This is a genomic window from Streptomyces sp. Y1 (assembly GCF_041053115.1).
Classification (GTDB): domain Bacteria; phylum Actinomycetota; class Actinomycetes; order Streptomycetales; family Streptomycetaceae; genus Kitasatospora; species Kitasatospora rubellomurina.
On sequence record NZ_CP163445.1, the window covers coordinates 2559847 to 2576193 of the forward strand.

Genomic DNA, 16347 nt, shown 5'->3' on the forward strand with positions numbered 1-16347 from the left:
GCTGCGGGCCGCGGCCCGTTACTCGTGATCACCGGCCGCGGCGGCGGCGCGACCGTACCAGAGCGTGCCCTCGCCGTAGCGGCGGGAGCGCAACTCCTCGAAACCCTCGGGCCAGTCGAACGCTCCCCCGCGGGTGCTCCGCTCCACGGTGACGAGTGCGTCCGCCGCGAGCCAGCCCCCAGCGAGGAGTGTGATCAGCATCTCGCGCAGCTCCTCGTCCGTCACGGCGTACGGCGGATCGAGGAACGCCAGGTCGTACGGGGTCTCCGGGGCCGGCCCGGCGATCACCTTCTCCGCCTTGGCCGCCCGGACCTCGGCGCCCGGCAGGCCGATCGTGCGGACGTTCTCCCGGATCACCCGGGCCGCCTGGCCGTCCGCCTCCACCAGCAGGACGTGCCCGGCGCCGCGCGACAGCGCCTCCAGGCCGACCGCGCCCGAGCCGCCGAACAGGTCCAGCATCCGGACCCCGTGCAGGGTGCCGTGCAGTGCCTCCAGGGTGGAGAACATCGCCTCACGGGCCTTGTCGGAGGTCGGGCGGGTGCCCCGGCCGGGCGGTACGGCCAGCCGGCGGCCGCCGGCCGCCCCGGCGATCACGCGGGTCATGGTGGTGGGAGGTCCTTTCGTCGCTGCCCGACCACGCTATCCCGACCACCGCACCGCGCTCACGCCGAGCGGGCGGGTGACGGCCCGGAGGCCGCACCCGCCCGCTCAGGTGGTCAGCTCGCCTCGGAGCCCGCGCCCTGGGCCGGGATCGCGGCGCCGAGCAGGGCCGGCGAGGCGTAGCGGGACCAGGACAGGCAGCCGTCGGGCGGGCAGAACTCGGGGCGGCGCGGGTCGTGCCCGAGCTCGCGCAGCTTGGTGCGGACGGAGTCGGGCGTGCGGCCGAAGCGGGCGGCGATCCGGGCGACGGTCTCGCCCTCGTGGAACCGCCGGACCAGCTCCTCCTCGTGCTGCGGCACCCAGGGGGCGCCGTGGCCGGGGTACAGCTCGCGCAGCACGTCACGGTCGGGGATGGGCTCGGAGACGTCGGCGACGATCGCCAGCGCCCGCAGCGCGCGGTTGAGCGCGATCCGCAGCGAGGCGACGTCCTCGACCGGCAGGCGGAGCTTGCCCGAGGCGAGCGGCGCGGCGGCCGCCCCCTCGCGCCAGCCGGTCAGGGTGAGGGTGACCTCGCGGTCGTCGTCGCTGGCGAGTTCGATCCGGAAGACCTTGTCGCCCAGCGGGAGCTCGTTGAGATGACGGAATGCCATGGCAGGACCCCCAAGTGTCGCGCCAGGTACGCACCTTGAGGGTGCGTCCTGAACACCTTCATTCTCTCGTGGGGGTCTGACAATTCCCGGGCCAGGAGGGGCCCGGAGGGCCCGCTCAGCCCTTCTCCATGTAGGCCGCGCGGTCCTCGTCGAGCAGGCTCTCCAGGGCGGTGCGCAGCTCCGGGTGCGCGGCCAGCTCCGGGTCCTCGGCGACCAGCCGGGTGGCCTCCGTCCGGGCGGTGAGGATGACCTCCTCGTCCTCCAGCACCGAGAGGACCTTGAGCGAGGACTTCACCCCGGACTGCGCCTGGCCCAGCACGTCGCCCTCGCGGCGCTGTTCGAGGTCGATCCGGGACAGCTCGAAGCCGTCCAGCGTCCCGGCCACCGCGTCCAGCCGGGCCCGGGCGGCGCTGCCGGCGGGCATCTCGCTGACCAGCAGGCACAGGCCCGGGGCAGTGCCGCGGCCCACCCGGCCGCGCAGCTGGTGGAGTTGGGAGACGCCGAAGCGGTCGGCGTCCATGATGACCATCGCGGTGGAGTTGGGGACGTTGACGCCGACCTCGATGACGGTGGTGGCGACCAGCACGTCGACCTCGCCGGCCGTGAACCGGCGCATCACCTCGTCCTTGGCCTCCGGGGCCAGCCGGCCGTGCAGGATCTCCACCCGCAGGCCGCTCAGCGGGCCCTTCAGGAGCTGCTCGGCGGTCTCCACCACCGAGAGCGGGGGCCGCCGTTCGTCGCTCGCGGTGCCCTGCTCGGCGACGTCCTCGAAGTCCTCGTCGGCCGGCTTGCGCTTCTTCTTCGCCTTCGGGTCGGCGGCCGGCTCCTCGTCCCCGATCCGGGGGCAGACCACGTACGCCTGGTGGCCCTTGCCGACCTCCTCGCGGACGCGCTCCCAGGCCCGGGTGAGGAAGTTGGGCTTCTCCAGCGCCGGGACGACGTGGGTGGAGATCGGCGAGCGGCCGGCCGGCAGCTGGTCCAGGACGGAGGTCTCCAGGTCCCCGAAGACCGTCATCGCGACGGTGCGCGGGATCGGGGTCGCGGTCATCACCAGCAGGTGCGGCGGCTGCTCGCCCTTGGCGCGCAGCGCGTCCCGCTGCTCGACGCCGAAGCGGTGCTGCTCGTCGACCACGACCAGGCCGAGGTCCTGGAACTGCACCTTGTCCTCGATCAGCGCGTGCGTGCCGATCGCGATCCCGGCGTCCCCGCAGGCCATGTCGAGCAGCGCCTGGCGGCGGGCCGGGACGCCCATCGAGCCGGTCAGCAGCACCACCCGGGTACCGAGGTCGGAGCCGCCGAGCATGCCGCCCTCGGCGAGGTCGCCCATCATCTCGACGATCGAGCGGTGGTGCTGCTGCGCCAGCACCTCGGTGGGCGCCAGCAGCACGGCCTGGCCGCCGGCGTCGACCACGGCCAGCATGGCGCGCAGCGCGACCAGCGTCTTGCCCGAGCCGACCTCGCCCTGGAGGAGGCGGTGCATCGGGTGCTCGGTGGCCAGGTCGGCGGCGATCTCGGCGGAGACCTTCCGCTGGCCCTCGGTGAGGGTGAACGGCAGCCGGGCGTCGAAGGCGTCCAGCAGGCCGCCGTCCCGGGCCCGGCGCGGCTTGGCGGGCAGGGCGGAGTCGGCGGCCCGGCGCCGGGCGAGCGCGACCTGCAGGACGAAGGCCTCGTCCCAGCGCAGCCGGCTCTGGGCGCGCTCGCGGTCGGCCTGGCCGCGCGGGCGGTGGATCAGCTCCAGCGCCTCGGGCAGCGGGATCAGCTCGTGCCGCTCGCGCAGTTCGGCGGGCAGCGGCTCGCCGACCTTGGCCAGGTACGAGTCGAGGGCCATCTCGACGCAGAGCGACAGCTTCCAGCTGGGCATCTGCGCGCTGGCGCCGTACACCGGGATGAGCCGGCCGGCGAACTGCCGGGCGGCATCGGACCCGGCGTCCTCGTCGAGGAGCTGGTAGTCCGGCGATACCAGCTGGCGGGTGCGGTTGAAGACGCCGACCTTGCCCGCGAACAGGCCCTGGGCGCCGGCCTTGAGCTCCTTCTGCCGCCAGCCCTGGTTGAAGAAGACCAGCGAGAGCCGGCTGCGGCCGTCGGTGACGACGACCTCCAGCCGGTCGCCCTTGCGGCCGCGGAACGGGATCAGGGTGACCTTCTCGATCCGGGCCAGGACGGTGACGTGCTCGTCGATCTCCAGCTCGTCCAGGCTGGTGAGCTGGCCGCGCTCGACGTAGCGCCGCGGGTAGTGGTGCAGCAGGTCGCCGACCGTGCGCAGCTTGAGGCTGTCGGCGAGCACCTTCGCGGTGCGGTCGCCGACCAGCTTGGTCAGTGGTTCATCGAGAGCGCCCATCAACGCTCCTGTTTACACCACGGGGCCGACAAACCGAGGGCTACTCCACCCCGATGAGCAGCGGCGCCGACTCCTGCCCGCCGTGGAAGACCGCCGCGTCCACCTCGGGCCGCCGGTGCCGCACGTGCGCGACCAGCCGGTCGGCGAGCGCCCGGTCGGCACCCTCGCCGAGGACGAGGGTGACGAGCTCGCCGCCCGCGCCGAGCATCCGGTCCAGCACGCTGGCGCCGACCTCCTCCAGCCCGGTGCCGATCACCGCGACGTCCCCGTCGATCAGGCCGAGCACGTCCCCGGCCTGGCAGACGCCGGCCATCGTCCAGGACTCCCCCTCGGCGACGGCGAGTTCGGCGTAGCGGGTGGCGCCGGCCGCCGAGGTCATGGCGACCACGTCCTCGTCGAAGCGGCGGCCGCCCTCGTGCACGGCCAGCGCCGCGAGCCCCTGCACCGGCGAGCGGGTGGGCAGGACGGCGATCCGCACGCCCTCCTCGCGCAGCTGGTCGGCGGCGGCCCCGGCGGCGGCGCGCAGTTCGGGGTCGTTGAGCAGCAGGACGACCTCGCGGGCGGCGGACCGGCGGACGGCGGCGGCGAGTTCGGCGCTGGCCGGGCGGCGGTCCGGGTCGGCGTGCAGCACGACGGCGCCGGCCTGCTCGCACAGCTCGGCCAGGCCCTCGCCGGAGACCACGGAGAGCACCGCGCGGGCGCGCTCCTCGCGTTCGCCGCGCTCGGCGGCGGTGCCGGCCCGGGCGGCGGCCTCGGCGAAGTGGGTGATCCGGATCTGGTGCGGGCGCCCGGCCTCGACGCCGGCCTCCACGGCGGCGCCCGCGTCGTCGACGTGCACGTGGACGTTCCACAGCCCGTCGCCGCCGCCGACCACCAGGGAGTCGCCGAGCGCGCCGAGCCGCGCCCGCAGCGCGGGCAGGGCCTCGTCGGGCGCGTCCAACAGGTAGATGACCTCGAAGGCGGGGTGGCCGGGCCCGGGCGGCCGCACGTGCGTCTCGCAGCCGGCCACCACGTCCCCGCGCAGCGCGACCGGCCCCATCGGCTGCTGCCCGGCGACGGCGTCGGCGAGCGCGCCGAGGACGGCCACCAGGCCGCGCCCGCCGGCGTCCACGACGCCGTTCTCGGCCAGCACGGCGAGTTGTTCGGGGGTGTGCCGCAGCGCGTCCCTGGCGGCCCGGTAGGCGGTGTCGGCGACCTGCGCGAGCCCGTCCCCGGCCCGGACGGCCTCCCGGGCGGCGACCCGGGCGACGGTCAGCAGGGTGCCCTCGACGGGCTCCGCGACGGCCTGGTAGGCGGAGTCGGCGGCCCGCTGGAGGGCGGCCCGCAGCTGCGCGGCACCGCCGCCGCCCTCGGCGAGCGTCTCGGCGGTGCCGCGCAGCCACTGGGCGAGGATCACCCCGGAGTTGCCGCGGGCGCCGACCAGCGCGCCGCGGGCCATCGCCCGGACGGCGTCGGCGAGCCCGGGGGCCGGCCGGACGGCGGGATCGGCGAAGCGGCTCTCCACCTCGGCGGCGGCGGACTCGACGGTCAGGTACAGGTTGGTGCCGGTGTCGCCGTCCGGGACGGGGTACACGTTGAGCGCGTCGATCTCCTCGCGCGCCTGGCCGAGCGCGCGCAGGGCGAGCTGGCACCAGGTGCGCACGGCCGGGGCGTCGAGCGTGTGCAGCACCAGGTCTCCTCCGGATGGGACGCCGCGATGGCCCATGGGTGAACGGCGAGGGGTGATCGAGGGGTGATACCGGCAGGTTATCGGGGGCCGGGGAGGGCCGCCCCGGTCCGCGGCCCCGGAGCGATCACTCGGCCGGTCATGGTAGTTTCGTGGGACGGGAGCAGCCGTTGTATGCTCTCCCGGTTGCCTGGAACAATCCGGGCGCACCCCTCGATCCGATCCGGTTCACGCGAGTGCTCCGTTGGTTCGCCGGGGTTGTCGAACGTAAATGATCTGAAGTCTTGGAGTGACTCCTGTGGCTGCCAACTGCGACGTCTGCGGCAAGGGGCCGGGCTTCGGCAACAGCATCTCCCACTCGCACCGCCGTACCTCCCGTCGTTGGAACCCCAACATCCAGACGGTGCGCGCTGTGGTTGGGCGGACGCCGAAGCGGCTCAACGTCTGCACCTCGTGCATCAAGGCCGGTAAGGTCTCGCGCTGACGCGCAGACCGGCATGCCGGTCCTCCAGTGAAGCCGGTTCGTCCTCGGGCGGACCGGCTTCACTGTTTTCCGCGTGCGGCCACGCTCCGCGACGGTGAACTCGCCGTCCGTGCCGGGCGGGTCCGCGGGGCCGCCCGGCACGGGGGTGGTCAGCGCCAGCGCCAGGCGTGGTCGACCGGGCCGATCCCGGCGCCCAGGGCGAAGCCGCCGGCGATCGCGCCGGTGATGTACTCCTTGGCCAAGCCGACCGCCTCGGGCAGTGCCTCGCCCTTGGCCAACCCGGCCGCGATCGCGCTGGCCAGCGTGCAGCCGGTGCCGTGGGTGTGCCGGTTGTCGTAGCGCGGCGCCCGGTACCAGTGCTCCTCCCCCGGCCCTCCGTACAGCAGGTCGGCGGCCTCGCCCTCCAGGTGCCCGCCCTTGACCAGCACCCAGCGCGGGCCCAGGTCGAGCAGCGCCTTGGCGGCGTCCAGCATCCGCGTCTCGTCCTCGACGGTGCGGCCGGTGAGTTGCGTCACCTCGTGCAGGTTGGGCGTGGCCAGGGTGGCTACCGGCAGCAGCTTCTCCCGGACGGTGGCCACGGCCTCGGCGGCCAGCAGGGCGTCGCCGTGCTTGGAGACGCCGACCGGGTCGACCACGACCGGGGCGTCCACCCCGGCGAGCAGCTCGGAGACGGTCTCGACGAGTTCGATCGAGGCGAGCATGCCGGTCTTCACGGCCTGCACCCCGATGTCGTCGACCACGCTGCGGAACTGCGCCCGGACGGCCTCGGCGGGCAGTTCCCAGTAGCCCTGGACGCCGAGCGAGTTCTGCGCGGTGACGGCGGTGATCACGCTCATGCCGTGGACGCCGAGGGCGAGCATCGCCTTGAGGTCGGCCTGGATGCCGGCGCCGCCGCCGGAGTCGGAGCCGGCCACGGTGAGCACGCGGGGAGGTGCGGTGGAGGACATGGGCCCCAACCTACCCGTGCGGCCTCAGAGCACCGCCTCGGACTCCGCCCAGCGCTGCTCCGGCACCGTCTTCAGCCGGGTCACCGCGACGCCGATCGGCAGCAGCTCGATGCCGGTCCGGCGCAGCGCGGTGAAGTGCCCGAACGCGCCCTGGTGGACGGCCTCCACCGCGTGCCAGCCGAAGCGGGTGGCGAGCACCCGGTCCCGGGCGGTCGGGGTGCCGCCGCGCTGGACGTGGCCGAGGATGACCGGGCGGGCCTCCTTGCCGAGCAGGTCCTCCAGCTCGTGGGCGAGCCGGTTGCCGATCCCGCCGAAGGTGCGGTGGCCGTACTGGTCGACGTCGCCGTGGTCGAAGCGCATGGTGCCCGGGACGGGCGCCGCGCCCTCGGCGACGGCGATGATGGCGAACTTCTTGCCGCGCGCGAAGCGGTCCTCGATTATCCGGGCGACCGCCTCGATGTCGAAGGGCTTCTCCGGGATCAGGATGCCGTGGGCGCCGCCGGCCATGCCCGCGGTGAGGGTGATCCAGCCGGTGTGACGGCCCATCAACTCGACGACCATGACGCGCTGGTGGGACTCGGCGGTGGTCTTCAGCCGGTCGATCGCCTCGGTCGCCACGTGCACCGCGGTGTCGAAGCCGAAGGTGACGTCGGTGGCGTCGATGTCGTTGTCGATGGTCTTCGGCACGCCGACCACCGGCAGCCCGGCGTCGCTGAACTGCTTGGCCGCGGTCAGCGTGCCCTCGCCGCCGATCGCGATCAGCGCGTCGATGCCGATGTTCCGGGCGAGCGCCTTCGCGTTGTCCACCGCCCAGGCGATCCGCTCGCGCCGCACCCGGGCCGAGCCGAGGATGGTGCCGCCGAGGGTGAGCAGGCCGGTGACGTCGTCGTGCGAGACGGGCCGGGCACGGCCCTCGATCAGGCCGAGGAAGCCGTCCTCGATGCCGACGATCTCGTCGCCGTGCACGTCGGTGCCCCGGTGCACCACCGAGCGGATGACCGCGTTCAGGCCGGGGCAGTCGCCGCCGCTGGTCAGGACACCGATGCGCATGTGTGGCGGGCTCCGCTCGCAGTGGTTCGGCCGCCGGCGCCGGACGGCGGGCGGGCTCGGATGCCGCAAGCCTACGCATTTCGCACCCGCGAAGCCCGTCCCCGCACGCCCGGAGCGTCACGCGCCGTACCGGTGTCCACCGCCCATCAGCCGTACTCCGTACGCCGGTCCGGGCCGGCGGCCGCCGCGGCCTCCCGCGCCCGGCCCGGTCCGCGCGTCACTCCGCGAAGTGGTCCCAGCCGCCGACCCGGTCCCAGGGCGCGCCGTCCACCGTCACCCGGCCGCTGCGACGGCCGGTGGGGCGGCCGGTGACCTCGCCCACCACCCGCCAGCGGGCCGGGAGTTGGGCCCCGCGCGGGAAGGTCGCCACGATCGCGTGGTCCTCCCCGCCGGAGAGCACCCACACCAGCGGGTCGACCCCGACCGCCTGCCCGATGTCGGCCATCTGCGCCGGGACGTCGAAGTCGGCGGCCTTCAGGTCGATGTCCACCTCGCTGGCCCGGGCCACGTGGCCGAGGTCCGCGACCAGTCCGTCGCTCACGTCGATCATCGAGGTCGCGCCCAACTCGGCGGCGGCCGGGCCCGCGTGGTACGGCGGCTCGGGCCGGCGGTGCGCCTCGACGAAGGCCCGCGGGGAGCGGAACCCGCGCTGCAGCACGGTCAGTCCGGCCGCCGACCAGCCGAGCCAGCCGGTCACCGCGACCACGTCTCCGACCTGCGCGCCGGAGCGCGTCACCGCCGCGCGCCCCTGGAGGTCGCCCAGCGCCGTGATGGCCAGCGTGATGGTGTCGCCGCGCACCACGTCGCCGCCGACCACCGTCGCCCCGGCGACCTGGCACTCGTCGCGCAGCCCGTCCATCAGCTCGGTCGCCCAGGTGGTCGGCAGGTCGGCGGGGGCGACCAGCCCGAGCAGTATCGCGGTCGGCACCGCGCCCATCGCGGCCACGTCGGCGAGGTTCTGTGCGGCGGCCTTGCGGCCCACGTCGTAGGCGGTCGACCAGTCCCGGCGGAAGTGCCGGTTCTCGATCAGCACGTCGGTGGTGGCCACCACCCGGCCGTCCGGAGCCTTCACCACCGCGGCGTCGTCACCCGGGCCGAGGTCGACCGCGTCGGTGAGCGGTACCCGGGCGGTCAGCTCCCTGATGAGGCCGAACTCGCCCAGCTCGCCCACGGTCCCCTGCATCTGCCGTCCTCTCGCGTTCTCGTCCGAAATCCGACCCCCGTCGCGCTCCCCCGCGCGCAGCGTACGCCCTTCGGGGGCGCGCGGGTCTCCCTCCCCGGCCCGCTGCGCGGTAGCGTGGTGATCAGACTGCCGGTGAGCCCGATCCCGACCTCTTGCCCGGCCGGGTGATCACGGCGGCGATCCCCGTAACCGGCCCCCCGGAGGTCCCCGTGGTACAGGCGTACATCCTGATCCAGACCGAGGTGGGCAAGGCCACCGCCGTCGCGCAGACCATCTCCGCGATCAACGGCGTGATCACCGCCGAGGACGTCACCGGCCCGTACGACGTGATCGTCAAGGCCGAGGCGGACACCATCGACGACCTCGGCCGGATGGTGGTGGCGAAGGTCCAGAAGGTGGAGGGCATCACCCGCACCCTCACCTGCCCGGTGGTCAATCTGTAGACCCCGGCTACCATCGGCGGGTGGCCCGAGAACTCCGCATCCCCAAGGCGCTGGCCGCCCTTCCGGCGCCGGTCCGCTGGCTGGCCCCGCCGGTCGCGCTGACCTGCGCGGTCGTGGCGCTGCTCGGCTCGTGGAGCTCGGCCGCCTCGGACGTCGAAGCGCCGCGGCCCACCGGCCGGGCGGCCGAGCACTGCCGCGCGCTCGCGGCCGCGCTCCCGCAGGAGTTGCTCGGGCGCCAGCGCCAGGACCTCTCGCCCGCCTCGCCGTACGTCGCCGCCTGGGGCGATGCGCCCCGGACGGTGCTGCGCTGCGGCGTCGAACGGCCGGAGGAGCTGAACGGCGAGCACGCCGCGGACTGGTCCCCGACCGTGGACGACGTCACCTGGTGGTCGCAGAAGCTCGACGACGGCGGCTACCGCTTCGTGACGACCATGCGGGCCGCCTACGTCGAGGTGACCGTCCCGAAGGGCGCCGCGCGGAACCCCTTCGACCCGGCCGCCGCGCTGACCCCGGTGGTCAAGGCCAACATCCCGGGCTGAACGCATCCCGGGCTGACCGCGGGAGGGGGCGGGCTCCCGGCCCGCCCCCTCCGTACGGCTAGCGCAGCCCGGTGGAGCGCCGCAGCGCGGTCTGCAGCAGCCGGTCGATCAGCTCCGGGTACGAGACCCCGCTGGCCTCCCACATCTTCGGGTAGGCCGAGATCGGGGTGAAGCCGGGCATGGTGTTGATCTCGTTGATCATCCAGGTGCCGTCCTCCAGCAGGAAGAAGTCCACCCGGGCCAGCCCCTCGCAGCCGAAGGCCTCGAACGCGGCCACCGCCTGGCGCTGGATCTCCGCGGTCTCCTCGGCGGTCAGCGGCGCCGGGATCCGCACCTCGGAGGAGTCGATGTACTTGGCCTCGAAGTCGTAGAAGTCGAAGCCCTCGCCGACCAGCACCTCGGCCGGCACGCTGGCCCGCGGGCCGTCCTCGAACTCCAGCACGCCGCACTCGATCTCGCGGCCGGACACGCCCGCCTCGATGATCAGCTTGGGGTCGTGCCGGCGGGCCTCCTCGATCGCGGCGTCCAGCTCGGCCAGGTCCTTGACCTTGGTGATGCCGATGCTGGAGCCGGCCCGGCAGGGCTTCACGAACAGCGGCAGGCCCAGCGCGGCGGCCCGCTCGCGCACGTCGGCGCGGCCCTGCTCGGTCTCCCAGTCGCGCGGCCGGACGATCGTGTAGTGGCCGACGCCCAGACCGTGCGAAGCGAGGATCCGCTTGGCGAACTCCTTGTCCATGCCGGCCGCGCTGGCCAGCACGCCGTTGCCGACGTACGGCACGCCGGAGAGCTCCAGCAGGCCCTGGAGGGTGCCGTCCTCGCCCCAGGGGCCGTGCAGCAGCGGGAACACCACGTCGACGTCGCCGAGGGCCTTGGGGGCGCTTCCCGGCTCGCTGAGGACCACCTCGCGGCTGCCCGGCGAGACCGGCAGCGCGACCTGCCCGTCCACGGCCTCGGCGACGTTCGCGACGTCCGGCAGCTTGCCGTCGGTGATGGCCATGCGGGCCGGCTCGTCGCTGACCAGCGCCCAGCGGCCCTCGTGCGTGATGCCGATCGGCAGCACGTCGTACCTGTCGCGGTCGATCGACGTGAGCACGCTGCCCGCGGTGGAGACCGAGATGGCGTGCTCGGAGCTGCGGCCGCCGAAGACCAGCGCGACGCGCGGCTTGCGGGCGGACGGGTTCGGGGAGGACTGTTCGATGCTCATATCGGGTTTGAGACTACCGTGCGACGTGTTTCCGGGAAGTCAACGGCTTTCCGGAGACACGCCGCACGCGGTGTCCGCGTCCCGGGAGCTCAGCGCCGCTCCGGCTTCGCCGAGCGCGACATCAGCGCCCGCAGCGCCTCCTGGGTCGGCCGCCCGTTGTGCACCACGTCCACCACGGCCTCGACGATCGGCATGTCGACCCCGCTGCGCCGGGCCAGGTCGAGCACCGACTCGCAGGACTTGACGCCCTCCGCGGTCTGCCGGGTCGCCGCGATGGTCTCGGCCAGCGACATGCCCCGGCCGAGGTTCATGCCGAAGGTGTTGTTGCGCGACAGCGGCGAGGAGCAGGTGGCGACCAGGTCGCCCATCCCGGCGAGCCCCGCGAAGGTGTGCGGGTCGGCGCCCAGCACCTCGCCGAGCCGGGTGGTCTCGGCCAGTCCGCGGGTGATCAGCGTCGCCTTGGTGTTGTCGCCCAGCCCCATGCCGGCCGCCATGCCGACCGCCAGGCCGATCACGTTCTTGACCGCGCCGCCGAGCTCGCAGCCGATCACGTCGGTGTTGGTGTACGGACGGAAGTACGGCGTGTGGCAGGCCGCCTGGAGCCGCTTGGCGACCGCCTCGTCGGCGCAGGCGACCACGCTGGCGGCGGGCTGCTTGTTGGCGATCTCCTTGGCCAGGTTCGGCCCGCTGACCACCGCGACCCGCTCCGGGCCGACCTTGGTGACCTCCTCGATCACCTCGCTCATCCGCTTGGCGGTGCCGAGTTCGATGCCCTTCATCAGGCTCACCAGCACGGTCTGCGGCTCGATCAGCGGCGCCCAGGCGGCCAGGTTGTCGCGCAGCGTCTGCGAGGGCACCACGAGCACCGCGAAGTCGGCGCCGGCCAGCGCCTCGGCGGGGTCGGTGGTGGCCCGCACCGAGTCGGGCAGCCGGACACCCGGAAGGTAGTCCGGGTTCTCGTGCGTGGTGTTGACGGCGTCGGCGAGCTCCTGCCGGCGGGCCCACAGCACGACCTCGCTGCCGGCGTCGGCGAGCACCATCGCGAAGGCGGTGCCCCAGGAGCCGGTCCCCATCACGGCGCAGCGGCTCACCGGCCGGTCCCCTCACCCGAGTCGGCGGGCTTCTCGCCCTTGGCGCGGCGCCGTTCGGCGAGCGCCGCGGCGGCCCGCTGCCGGGCGGCCTTGCGCATGTCGTAGCGCTCGGCGGGCGGTTGCTCGCCGCGGATGTCGGCGAGCACCTCGGTGATCGCGGCCATGATGTCCTCGGTCGCGTCGGCCAGCACCTGGGCGGTGAGTTCCTGACCGCGGTACTTGCTCAGGTCGACCGCGGGCCCGGCCGCGACGACGACCCGGTGGCGCGGGAAGAGGTTGAACTTGCCCTTCCCGTAACCGGCTCGGCCGTACGGGGGGATGATCTCGTGCGCTCCCCAGTGCGCGACCGGGATGACCGGCGCGCCGGTCATCAGCGCGACCCGGGCGACGCCGCTCTTGCCGGTCATCGGCCACAGGTCCGGGTCCCGGGTGAGCGTGCCCTCGGGGTAGAACTGCACGCACTGCCCGCCGTTGACGGCGTCGATCGCGGCCCGGAAGGCCTGCGCGGCGTCGGTGGACTCGCGGAACACCGGAATCTGACCGGTCTTGCGCAGCATGAATCCGATGAACGGAATCGAGAACAGCGAGGACTTGCCGAGAATGCGCGGCGGGCGTCCACTGTTGTACTGCCAGTGCGCGTAGATCACCGGGTCGATGATCGAATTGTGGTTCACCGCGGCGATGAAGCCGCCTTCCTTGGGAAGGTGCTCCCAGCCCCGCCAGTCGGGCTTCACCAGGGCGGTCGTCACCGGTTTCACCAGCACGGCCGCGAAGCGGTACCAGATGCCGTAGTCGGCGTTGCCGAACTTGGCGTACGAGCGGCGGGCCACCCCAGGCTCCTTCTCATCACATGCGGCACGTGGGGTGCCGCGGTCGTAGCCTCCCGGTCCCCGCACCGGCGCGACCGGTGCCCGGGTCCCGGGCGCGGAACAGTCTCGCCCGCCCGCTCACCGACTGTCGAGCGGCCGCGCCAACCCGCGCGGCGGTCGTGATCAAACGCACGTCCGCACAGCTCGGACGGCCTGGCGGGGGTTCCGCGACCGGCGTCACAATGACGCCGATGACCCAGGACACCGTACGCCCCAGCGGGCCCGTCGCGCCCGCCGCACCCGCCGCCGACTGGTCGGTGGTACTGCCGCTCAAACCGCTCGCGACGGCGAAGAGCAGACTGGCCCCGTACGCCGGCCCGCACCGCGCCGGCCTGGCGCTCTCCTTCGCCCTGGACACCGTCCGGGCCGCGCTGGCCACGCCGGGCGTGGCCCGTGTCCTCGTGGTCACCCGCGACGCGACGGCCGGCGAGCGACTGGCCGGGCTGGGCGCCCTGGTGGTCTCCGACGAGCCCGGCGGCGGCCTCAACACGGCGCTGGCGCACGGCGCCTCGGCCGCCCGGCGGCTGGCCCCGCACGCCCCGCTGGCCGTCCTGTCGGCGGACCTGCCGGCCCTGCGCCCGGCCGAACTCGCCCGGGTGCTGGGCGCGGTGCCGGCGGACGGCCGGGCCTTCCTGTCCGACTCCCCCGGCCTCGGCACGACCCTGCTCGCCTGCGCGCCCGGGCAGCCGCTCTCCCCCGCCTTCGGGGAGGGCTCCCGGGCCCGGCACGCGGCCGGCGGGGCACTCGAACTGCGCCTGGCGGACGTCGAGTCGGTGCGCCGGGACGTCGACACCGGGACGGACCTCGGCGAGGCGGCGGCCCTCGGCCTCGGCCCGCACACCAGCGCGTTGTTCGCACGCCTGGCGCAGGTCTGACGGCGCGCCCGACCGGCGGGACGCGGCACCCCGATCGCTATGCTGCTCGCATGCAGGCCACCGCGTTCACCTTCGACCCCGCCACCCGGGCCGGCTCCGTGCTGCTCGACGACGGGACCCCGGTGCCGTTCGACGCGGCCGCCTTCGACGCCGGCGGCCTGCGGCTGCTGCGCCCCGGCCAGCGGGTGCGCATCCGCACCGAGGGCACCGGCGAGGCCCGCCGGGTGGTCTTCGTGACGCTGCAGACCTTCCCCGACCCCACCGAGCGGTAGCCATCCTCCACGGGAGCCCCCGGCCGCCGCGCGCCGTCGAATCCTGACCGAGCGCCCGGAAACCGAAAGAGCCGCGGCGCCCGGTCTCCGCTGTTCGCGGAAAGGGGGTTGCCGCGGCTCTCCAGCCGAAGGCCGTCCGGGGGACGAGCCCGCGCGGGACCTTACTTGGCCGAGGTCTTGCGCGCGGTGGTCTTGCGGGTGGCGGTCTTCTTCGCCGGCGCCGTCTTCTTGGCCGTGGCGGTCGCCTTCTTGGCGGCGGTGGCCGTGGTCTTCTTGGCGGCAGCCGTGGTCGTCGCCTTCTTGGCGGCGGCCGTCTTCTTGGTCGCGGCGGCCGTGGTGGTCTTCTTCGCGGCGGCGGCGGTGGTCTTCTTGGTGGCGGTCGCCTTCTTGGTGGCGGTGGCCGTGGTCTTCTTGGCTGCAGCCGTGGTCGTCGCCTTCTTGGCGGCGGTCTTCTTGGTCGCGGCCGGGGCGGCGGCAGCGGCGGCACGCTTGGTGGCGGCGCGCTTGGCGGCCGGGGTGGCGGCGACGCCGCTCTTGCCCGGGGTGAGCGAGCCCTTGGGGGCCTTCTTCACCGAGGGGCCTTCCTTCGGCAGCTTCTTGCTGCCGCTGACCAGGTCCTTGAAGCCCTGGCCCGGGCGGAAGCGCGGGACGGCGGTCTTCTTGACCTTGACCCGCTCGCCGGTCTGCGGGTTGCGGGCGAAGCGCGCGGAGCGCTCCACCTTCTCGAAGGTGCCGAACCCGGTGACCGAAACCCGGTCACCGGCCACAACGGCACGGACCATGGTGTCGAGCACTGCGTCGACGGCCTCTGCGGCAGCCTTGCGACCGCCCAGCTGCTCGGCCACCGCTTCGACAAGCTGAGCCTTGTTCACGTCTTCCCCTTCGGAAACGGGCGCCGGATGATTCCATCCGTTCTTTTCGCACGTTAGGTATGTATCTGCGGACTTTCAATTACCAAACGCGCGAATCACCCTAGTGTCGCAATGGATTTGCGCGTCGGCGACCTCAGCGGAGCGGCGGGAGCCCCTCGTCGAGGTCATGTACAAAGCGACTCAACCGCCGTGCCGCCTCCGGAAGATCGCGCTTGGCGGTCTCGGTGACGATGAGCAGTTGACGGGTGAGAGCGGTCTTTGCATCGGCAGACACGTTCAGCGCATGCACGCGGGCGTGAGCTTGCTTCAACCGCTCGGCCACGAGCGCGTAGAGCGCTGCGACTTCCTGGTCGTCCGATCCCTCAGCTGGCGCGGAGGTGACGTCCGGCCGATCGTCAATTCGGCGTTCGGATCGCCGGCCCATGGAGTCCTCGGACGCGGGTTCGCCGCCCGCGTACGGTGGTTCATGGTGCCGGTGCATGTACTGATTGTGCCATCTACCCGTAGTTGTACTTGCGCGGGCCCCTGTTCGGCAAAGCCGAATGGGCAATCCGGGGAAGGGCCCGGCGGTAACTCGCGGTCCGCAACGCCGGATGGCCCGGCCCCCCCGAGGGGGGCGCGGGCCATCCGGTGGATCGTCGGAATGACGGATCTGAACGGAACTCAGACCACGGGCAGGGTACGGGGTTTGAACGCGGGGCGGCTCGCCTCGAAGGCCGCGATCTCGTCCTCGTTCCGCAGCGTGATGCTGATGTCGTCCAGGCCGTTGAGCAGCCTCCACCGGACGTTGTCGTCCAGTTCGAAGCTCTCCGTGACGCCTTCGGCCCGCACTTCGCGGTTCTCCAGATCAACGGTGATCTCGGCCGAAGGGTTACTCTCGGTGAGCGCCCAGAGCCGCTCCACGGCCTCCTGCGGCAGGACGACCGTCAGCAGGCCGTTCTTCAGGGAGTTGCCGCGGAAGATGTCCGCGAAGCGGCTGGAGATCACCGCGTGGAAGCCGTAGTTCTGCAGCGCCCAGACGGCGTGCTCGCGCGAGGAGCCGGTGCCGAACTCGGGGCCGGCCACCAGGACGGTGGCGCCCCGGCGCTCGGGCCGGTTCAGGACGAACGACTCGTCCCGGCGCCAGGCCTCGAACAGCCCGTCCTCGAAACCGGATCGGGTGACCTTCTTGAGCCAATGGGCGGGGATGATCTGGTCGGTGTCCACGTTGCTGCGGCGCAGCGGGACGGCCCGGCCGGTGTGGGTGGTGAACTTCTCCATGGTT

General features: G+C 73.4%; 18 protein-coding genes. 5 read left to right on the top strand and 13 right to left on the bottom strand.

The window, feature by feature from the left end; genetic code table 11:
• Window positions 1-18 precede the first annotated feature (18 nt).
• The 4 genes from rsmD to AB2U05_RS10690 form a co-directional block, all read right to left on the bottom strand.
• Window positions 19-603, bottom strand: coding sequence for a 16S rRNA (guanine(966)-N(2))-methyltransferase RsmD (gene rsmD, locus AB2U05_RS10675; protein ID WP_045702538.1), 585 nt, complete (start codon window positions 601-603; stop codon window positions 19-21).
• 113 nt (window positions 604-716) lie between these two features.
• Window positions 717-1250, bottom strand: coding sequence for a hypothetical protein (locus AB2U05_RS10680; RefSeq protein WP_045702540.1), 534 nt, complete (start codon window positions 1248-1250; stop codon window positions 717-719).
• Between the two features lie 115 nt (window positions 1251-1365).
• Window positions 1366-3588: an ATP-dependent DNA helicase RecG gene (gene recG, locus AB2U05_RS10685; protein WP_369183094.1), complete on the bottom strand. Its 2223-nt coding sequence runs from the start codon at window positions 3586-3588 to the stop codon at window positions 1366-1368.
• 40 nt (window positions 3589-3628) lie between these two features.
• The gene (locus AB2U05_RS10690) at window positions 3629-5257 is read right to left on the bottom strand and encodes a DAK2 domain-containing protein (protein WP_369183095.1); all 1629 of its coding nucleotides are present in this window, start codon (window positions 5255-5257) and stop codon (window positions 3629-3631) included.
• Between the two features lie 295 nt (window positions 5258-5552).
• Here AB2U05_RS10690 and rpmB point away from each other — a divergent pair, with 295 nt between their 5' ends.
• The gene (gene rpmB, locus AB2U05_RS10695) at window positions 5553-5738 is read left to right on the top strand and encodes a 50S ribosomal protein L28 (protein WP_078860753.1); all 186 of its coding nucleotides are present in this window, start codon (window positions 5553-5555) and stop codon (window positions 5736-5738) included.
• A gap of 149 nt (window positions 5739-5887) precedes the next feature.
• On the opposite strand, the gene thiD is transcribed toward rpmB, so the two are convergent.
• The 3 genes from thiD to AB2U05_RS10710 all read right to left on the bottom strand — a co-directional run bounded on the left by thiD (window position 5888) and on the right by AB2U05_RS10710 (window position 8918).
• A complete protein-coding gene (gene thiD, locus AB2U05_RS10700) occupies window positions 5888-6685 on the bottom strand; it encodes a bifunctional hydroxymethylpyrimidine kinase/phosphomethylpyrimidine kinase (RefSeq protein ID WP_369183096.1) in 798 nt (265 codons plus the stop codon).
• Window positions 6686-6709: 24 nt separating this feature from the next.
• A complete protein-coding gene (locus AB2U05_RS10705) occupies window positions 6710-7735 on the bottom strand; it encodes an ATP-dependent 6-phosphofructokinase (protein ID WP_045702550.1) in 1026 nt (341 codons plus the stop codon).
• Between the two features lie 217 nt (window positions 7736-7952).
• On the bottom strand, window positions 7953-8918 hold the full coding sequence (locus AB2U05_RS10710; protein WP_045702552.1) for a thiamine-phosphate kinase: 966 nt from the start codon (window positions 8916-8918) through the stop codon (window positions 7953-7955).
• A 209-nt stretch (window positions 8919-9127) separates the two neighbouring features.
• On the opposite strand from AB2U05_RS10710, the gene AB2U05_RS10715 reads away from it, so the two are divergent.
• Entirely contained in the window at window positions 9128-9361 is a 234-nt protein-coding gene (locus AB2U05_RS10715; protein WP_045702555.1) for an Lrp/AsnC family transcriptional regulator, read from the top strand.
• Between the two features lie 20 nt (window positions 9362-9381).
• Window positions 9382-9900, top strand: a complete 519-nt coding sequence (locus AB2U05_RS10720) for a DUF3515 domain-containing protein (protein ID WP_369183097.1) — start codon at window positions 9382-9384, stop codon at window positions 9898-9900.
• A 58-nt stretch (window positions 9901-9958) separates the two neighbouring features.
• Here the strand turns inward: AB2U05_RS10720 and AB2U05_RS10725 are convergent, their stop codons facing one another.
• The 3 genes from AB2U05_RS10725 to AB2U05_RS10735 form a co-directional block, all read right to left on the bottom strand.
• Complete coding sequence (locus AB2U05_RS10725) at window positions 9959-11104, bottom strand: D-alanine--D-alanine ligase family protein (RefSeq protein WP_369183098.1); 1146 nt, start codon at window positions 11102-11104, stop codon at window positions 9959-9961.
• Window positions 11105-11193: 89 nt separating this feature from the next.
• A complete protein-coding gene (locus AB2U05_RS10730) occupies window positions 11194-12177 on the bottom strand; it encodes an NAD(P)H-dependent glycerol-3-phosphate dehydrogenase (protein ID WP_045702606.1) in 984 nt (327 codons plus the stop codon).
• 14 nt (window positions 12178-12191) lie between these two features.
• On the bottom strand, window positions 12192-13025 hold the full coding sequence (locus AB2U05_RS10735) for a 1-acyl-sn-glycerol-3-phosphate acyltransferase (RefSeq protein WP_045702559.1): 834 nt from the start codon (window positions 13023-13025) through the stop codon (window positions 12192-12194).
• A 230-nt stretch (window positions 13026-13255) separates the two neighbouring features.
• Between AB2U05_RS10735 and cofC the strand changes: the two genes are divergently transcribed.
• Together cofC and AB2U05_RS10745 are read left to right on the top strand one after the other, a co-directional pair.
• The gene (gene cofC / locus AB2U05_RS10740) at window positions 13256-13939 is read left to right on the top strand and encodes a 2-phospho-L-lactate guanylyltransferase (protein WP_369183099.1); all 684 of its coding nucleotides are present in this window, start codon (window positions 13256-13258) and stop codon (window positions 13937-13939) included.
• A gap of 50 nt (window positions 13940-13989) precedes the next feature.
• Window positions 13990-14211, top strand: coding sequence for a hypothetical protein (locus AB2U05_RS10745; protein WP_045702562.1), 222 nt, complete (start codon window positions 13990-13992; stop codon window positions 14209-14211).
• Window positions 14212-14372: 161 nt separating this feature from the next.
• On the opposite strand, the gene AB2U05_RS10750 is transcribed toward AB2U05_RS10745, so the two are convergent.
• From AB2U05_RS10750 to leuD, 3 genes are all read right to left on the bottom strand, one after another.
• Entirely contained in the window at window positions 14373-15083 is a 711-nt protein-coding gene (locus AB2U05_RS10750; RefSeq protein ID WP_045702563.1) for an HU family DNA-binding protein, read from the bottom strand.
• Between the two features lie 133 nt (window positions 15084-15216).
• Entirely contained in the window at window positions 15217-15405 is a 189-nt protein-coding gene (locus AB2U05_RS10755; RefSeq protein WP_045702607.1) for a hypothetical protein, read from the bottom strand.
• 341 nt (window positions 15406-15746) lie between these two features.
• Window positions 15747-16343 carry a 3-isopropylmalate dehydratase small subunit gene (leuD, locus tag AB2U05_RS10760; protein WP_045702565.1) on the bottom strand — a complete coding sequence of 199 codons (597 nt, stop codon included), beginning with the start codon at window positions 16341-16343 and terminating at the stop codon, window positions 15747-15749.
• Window positions 16344-16347: the final 4 nt, after the last annotated feature.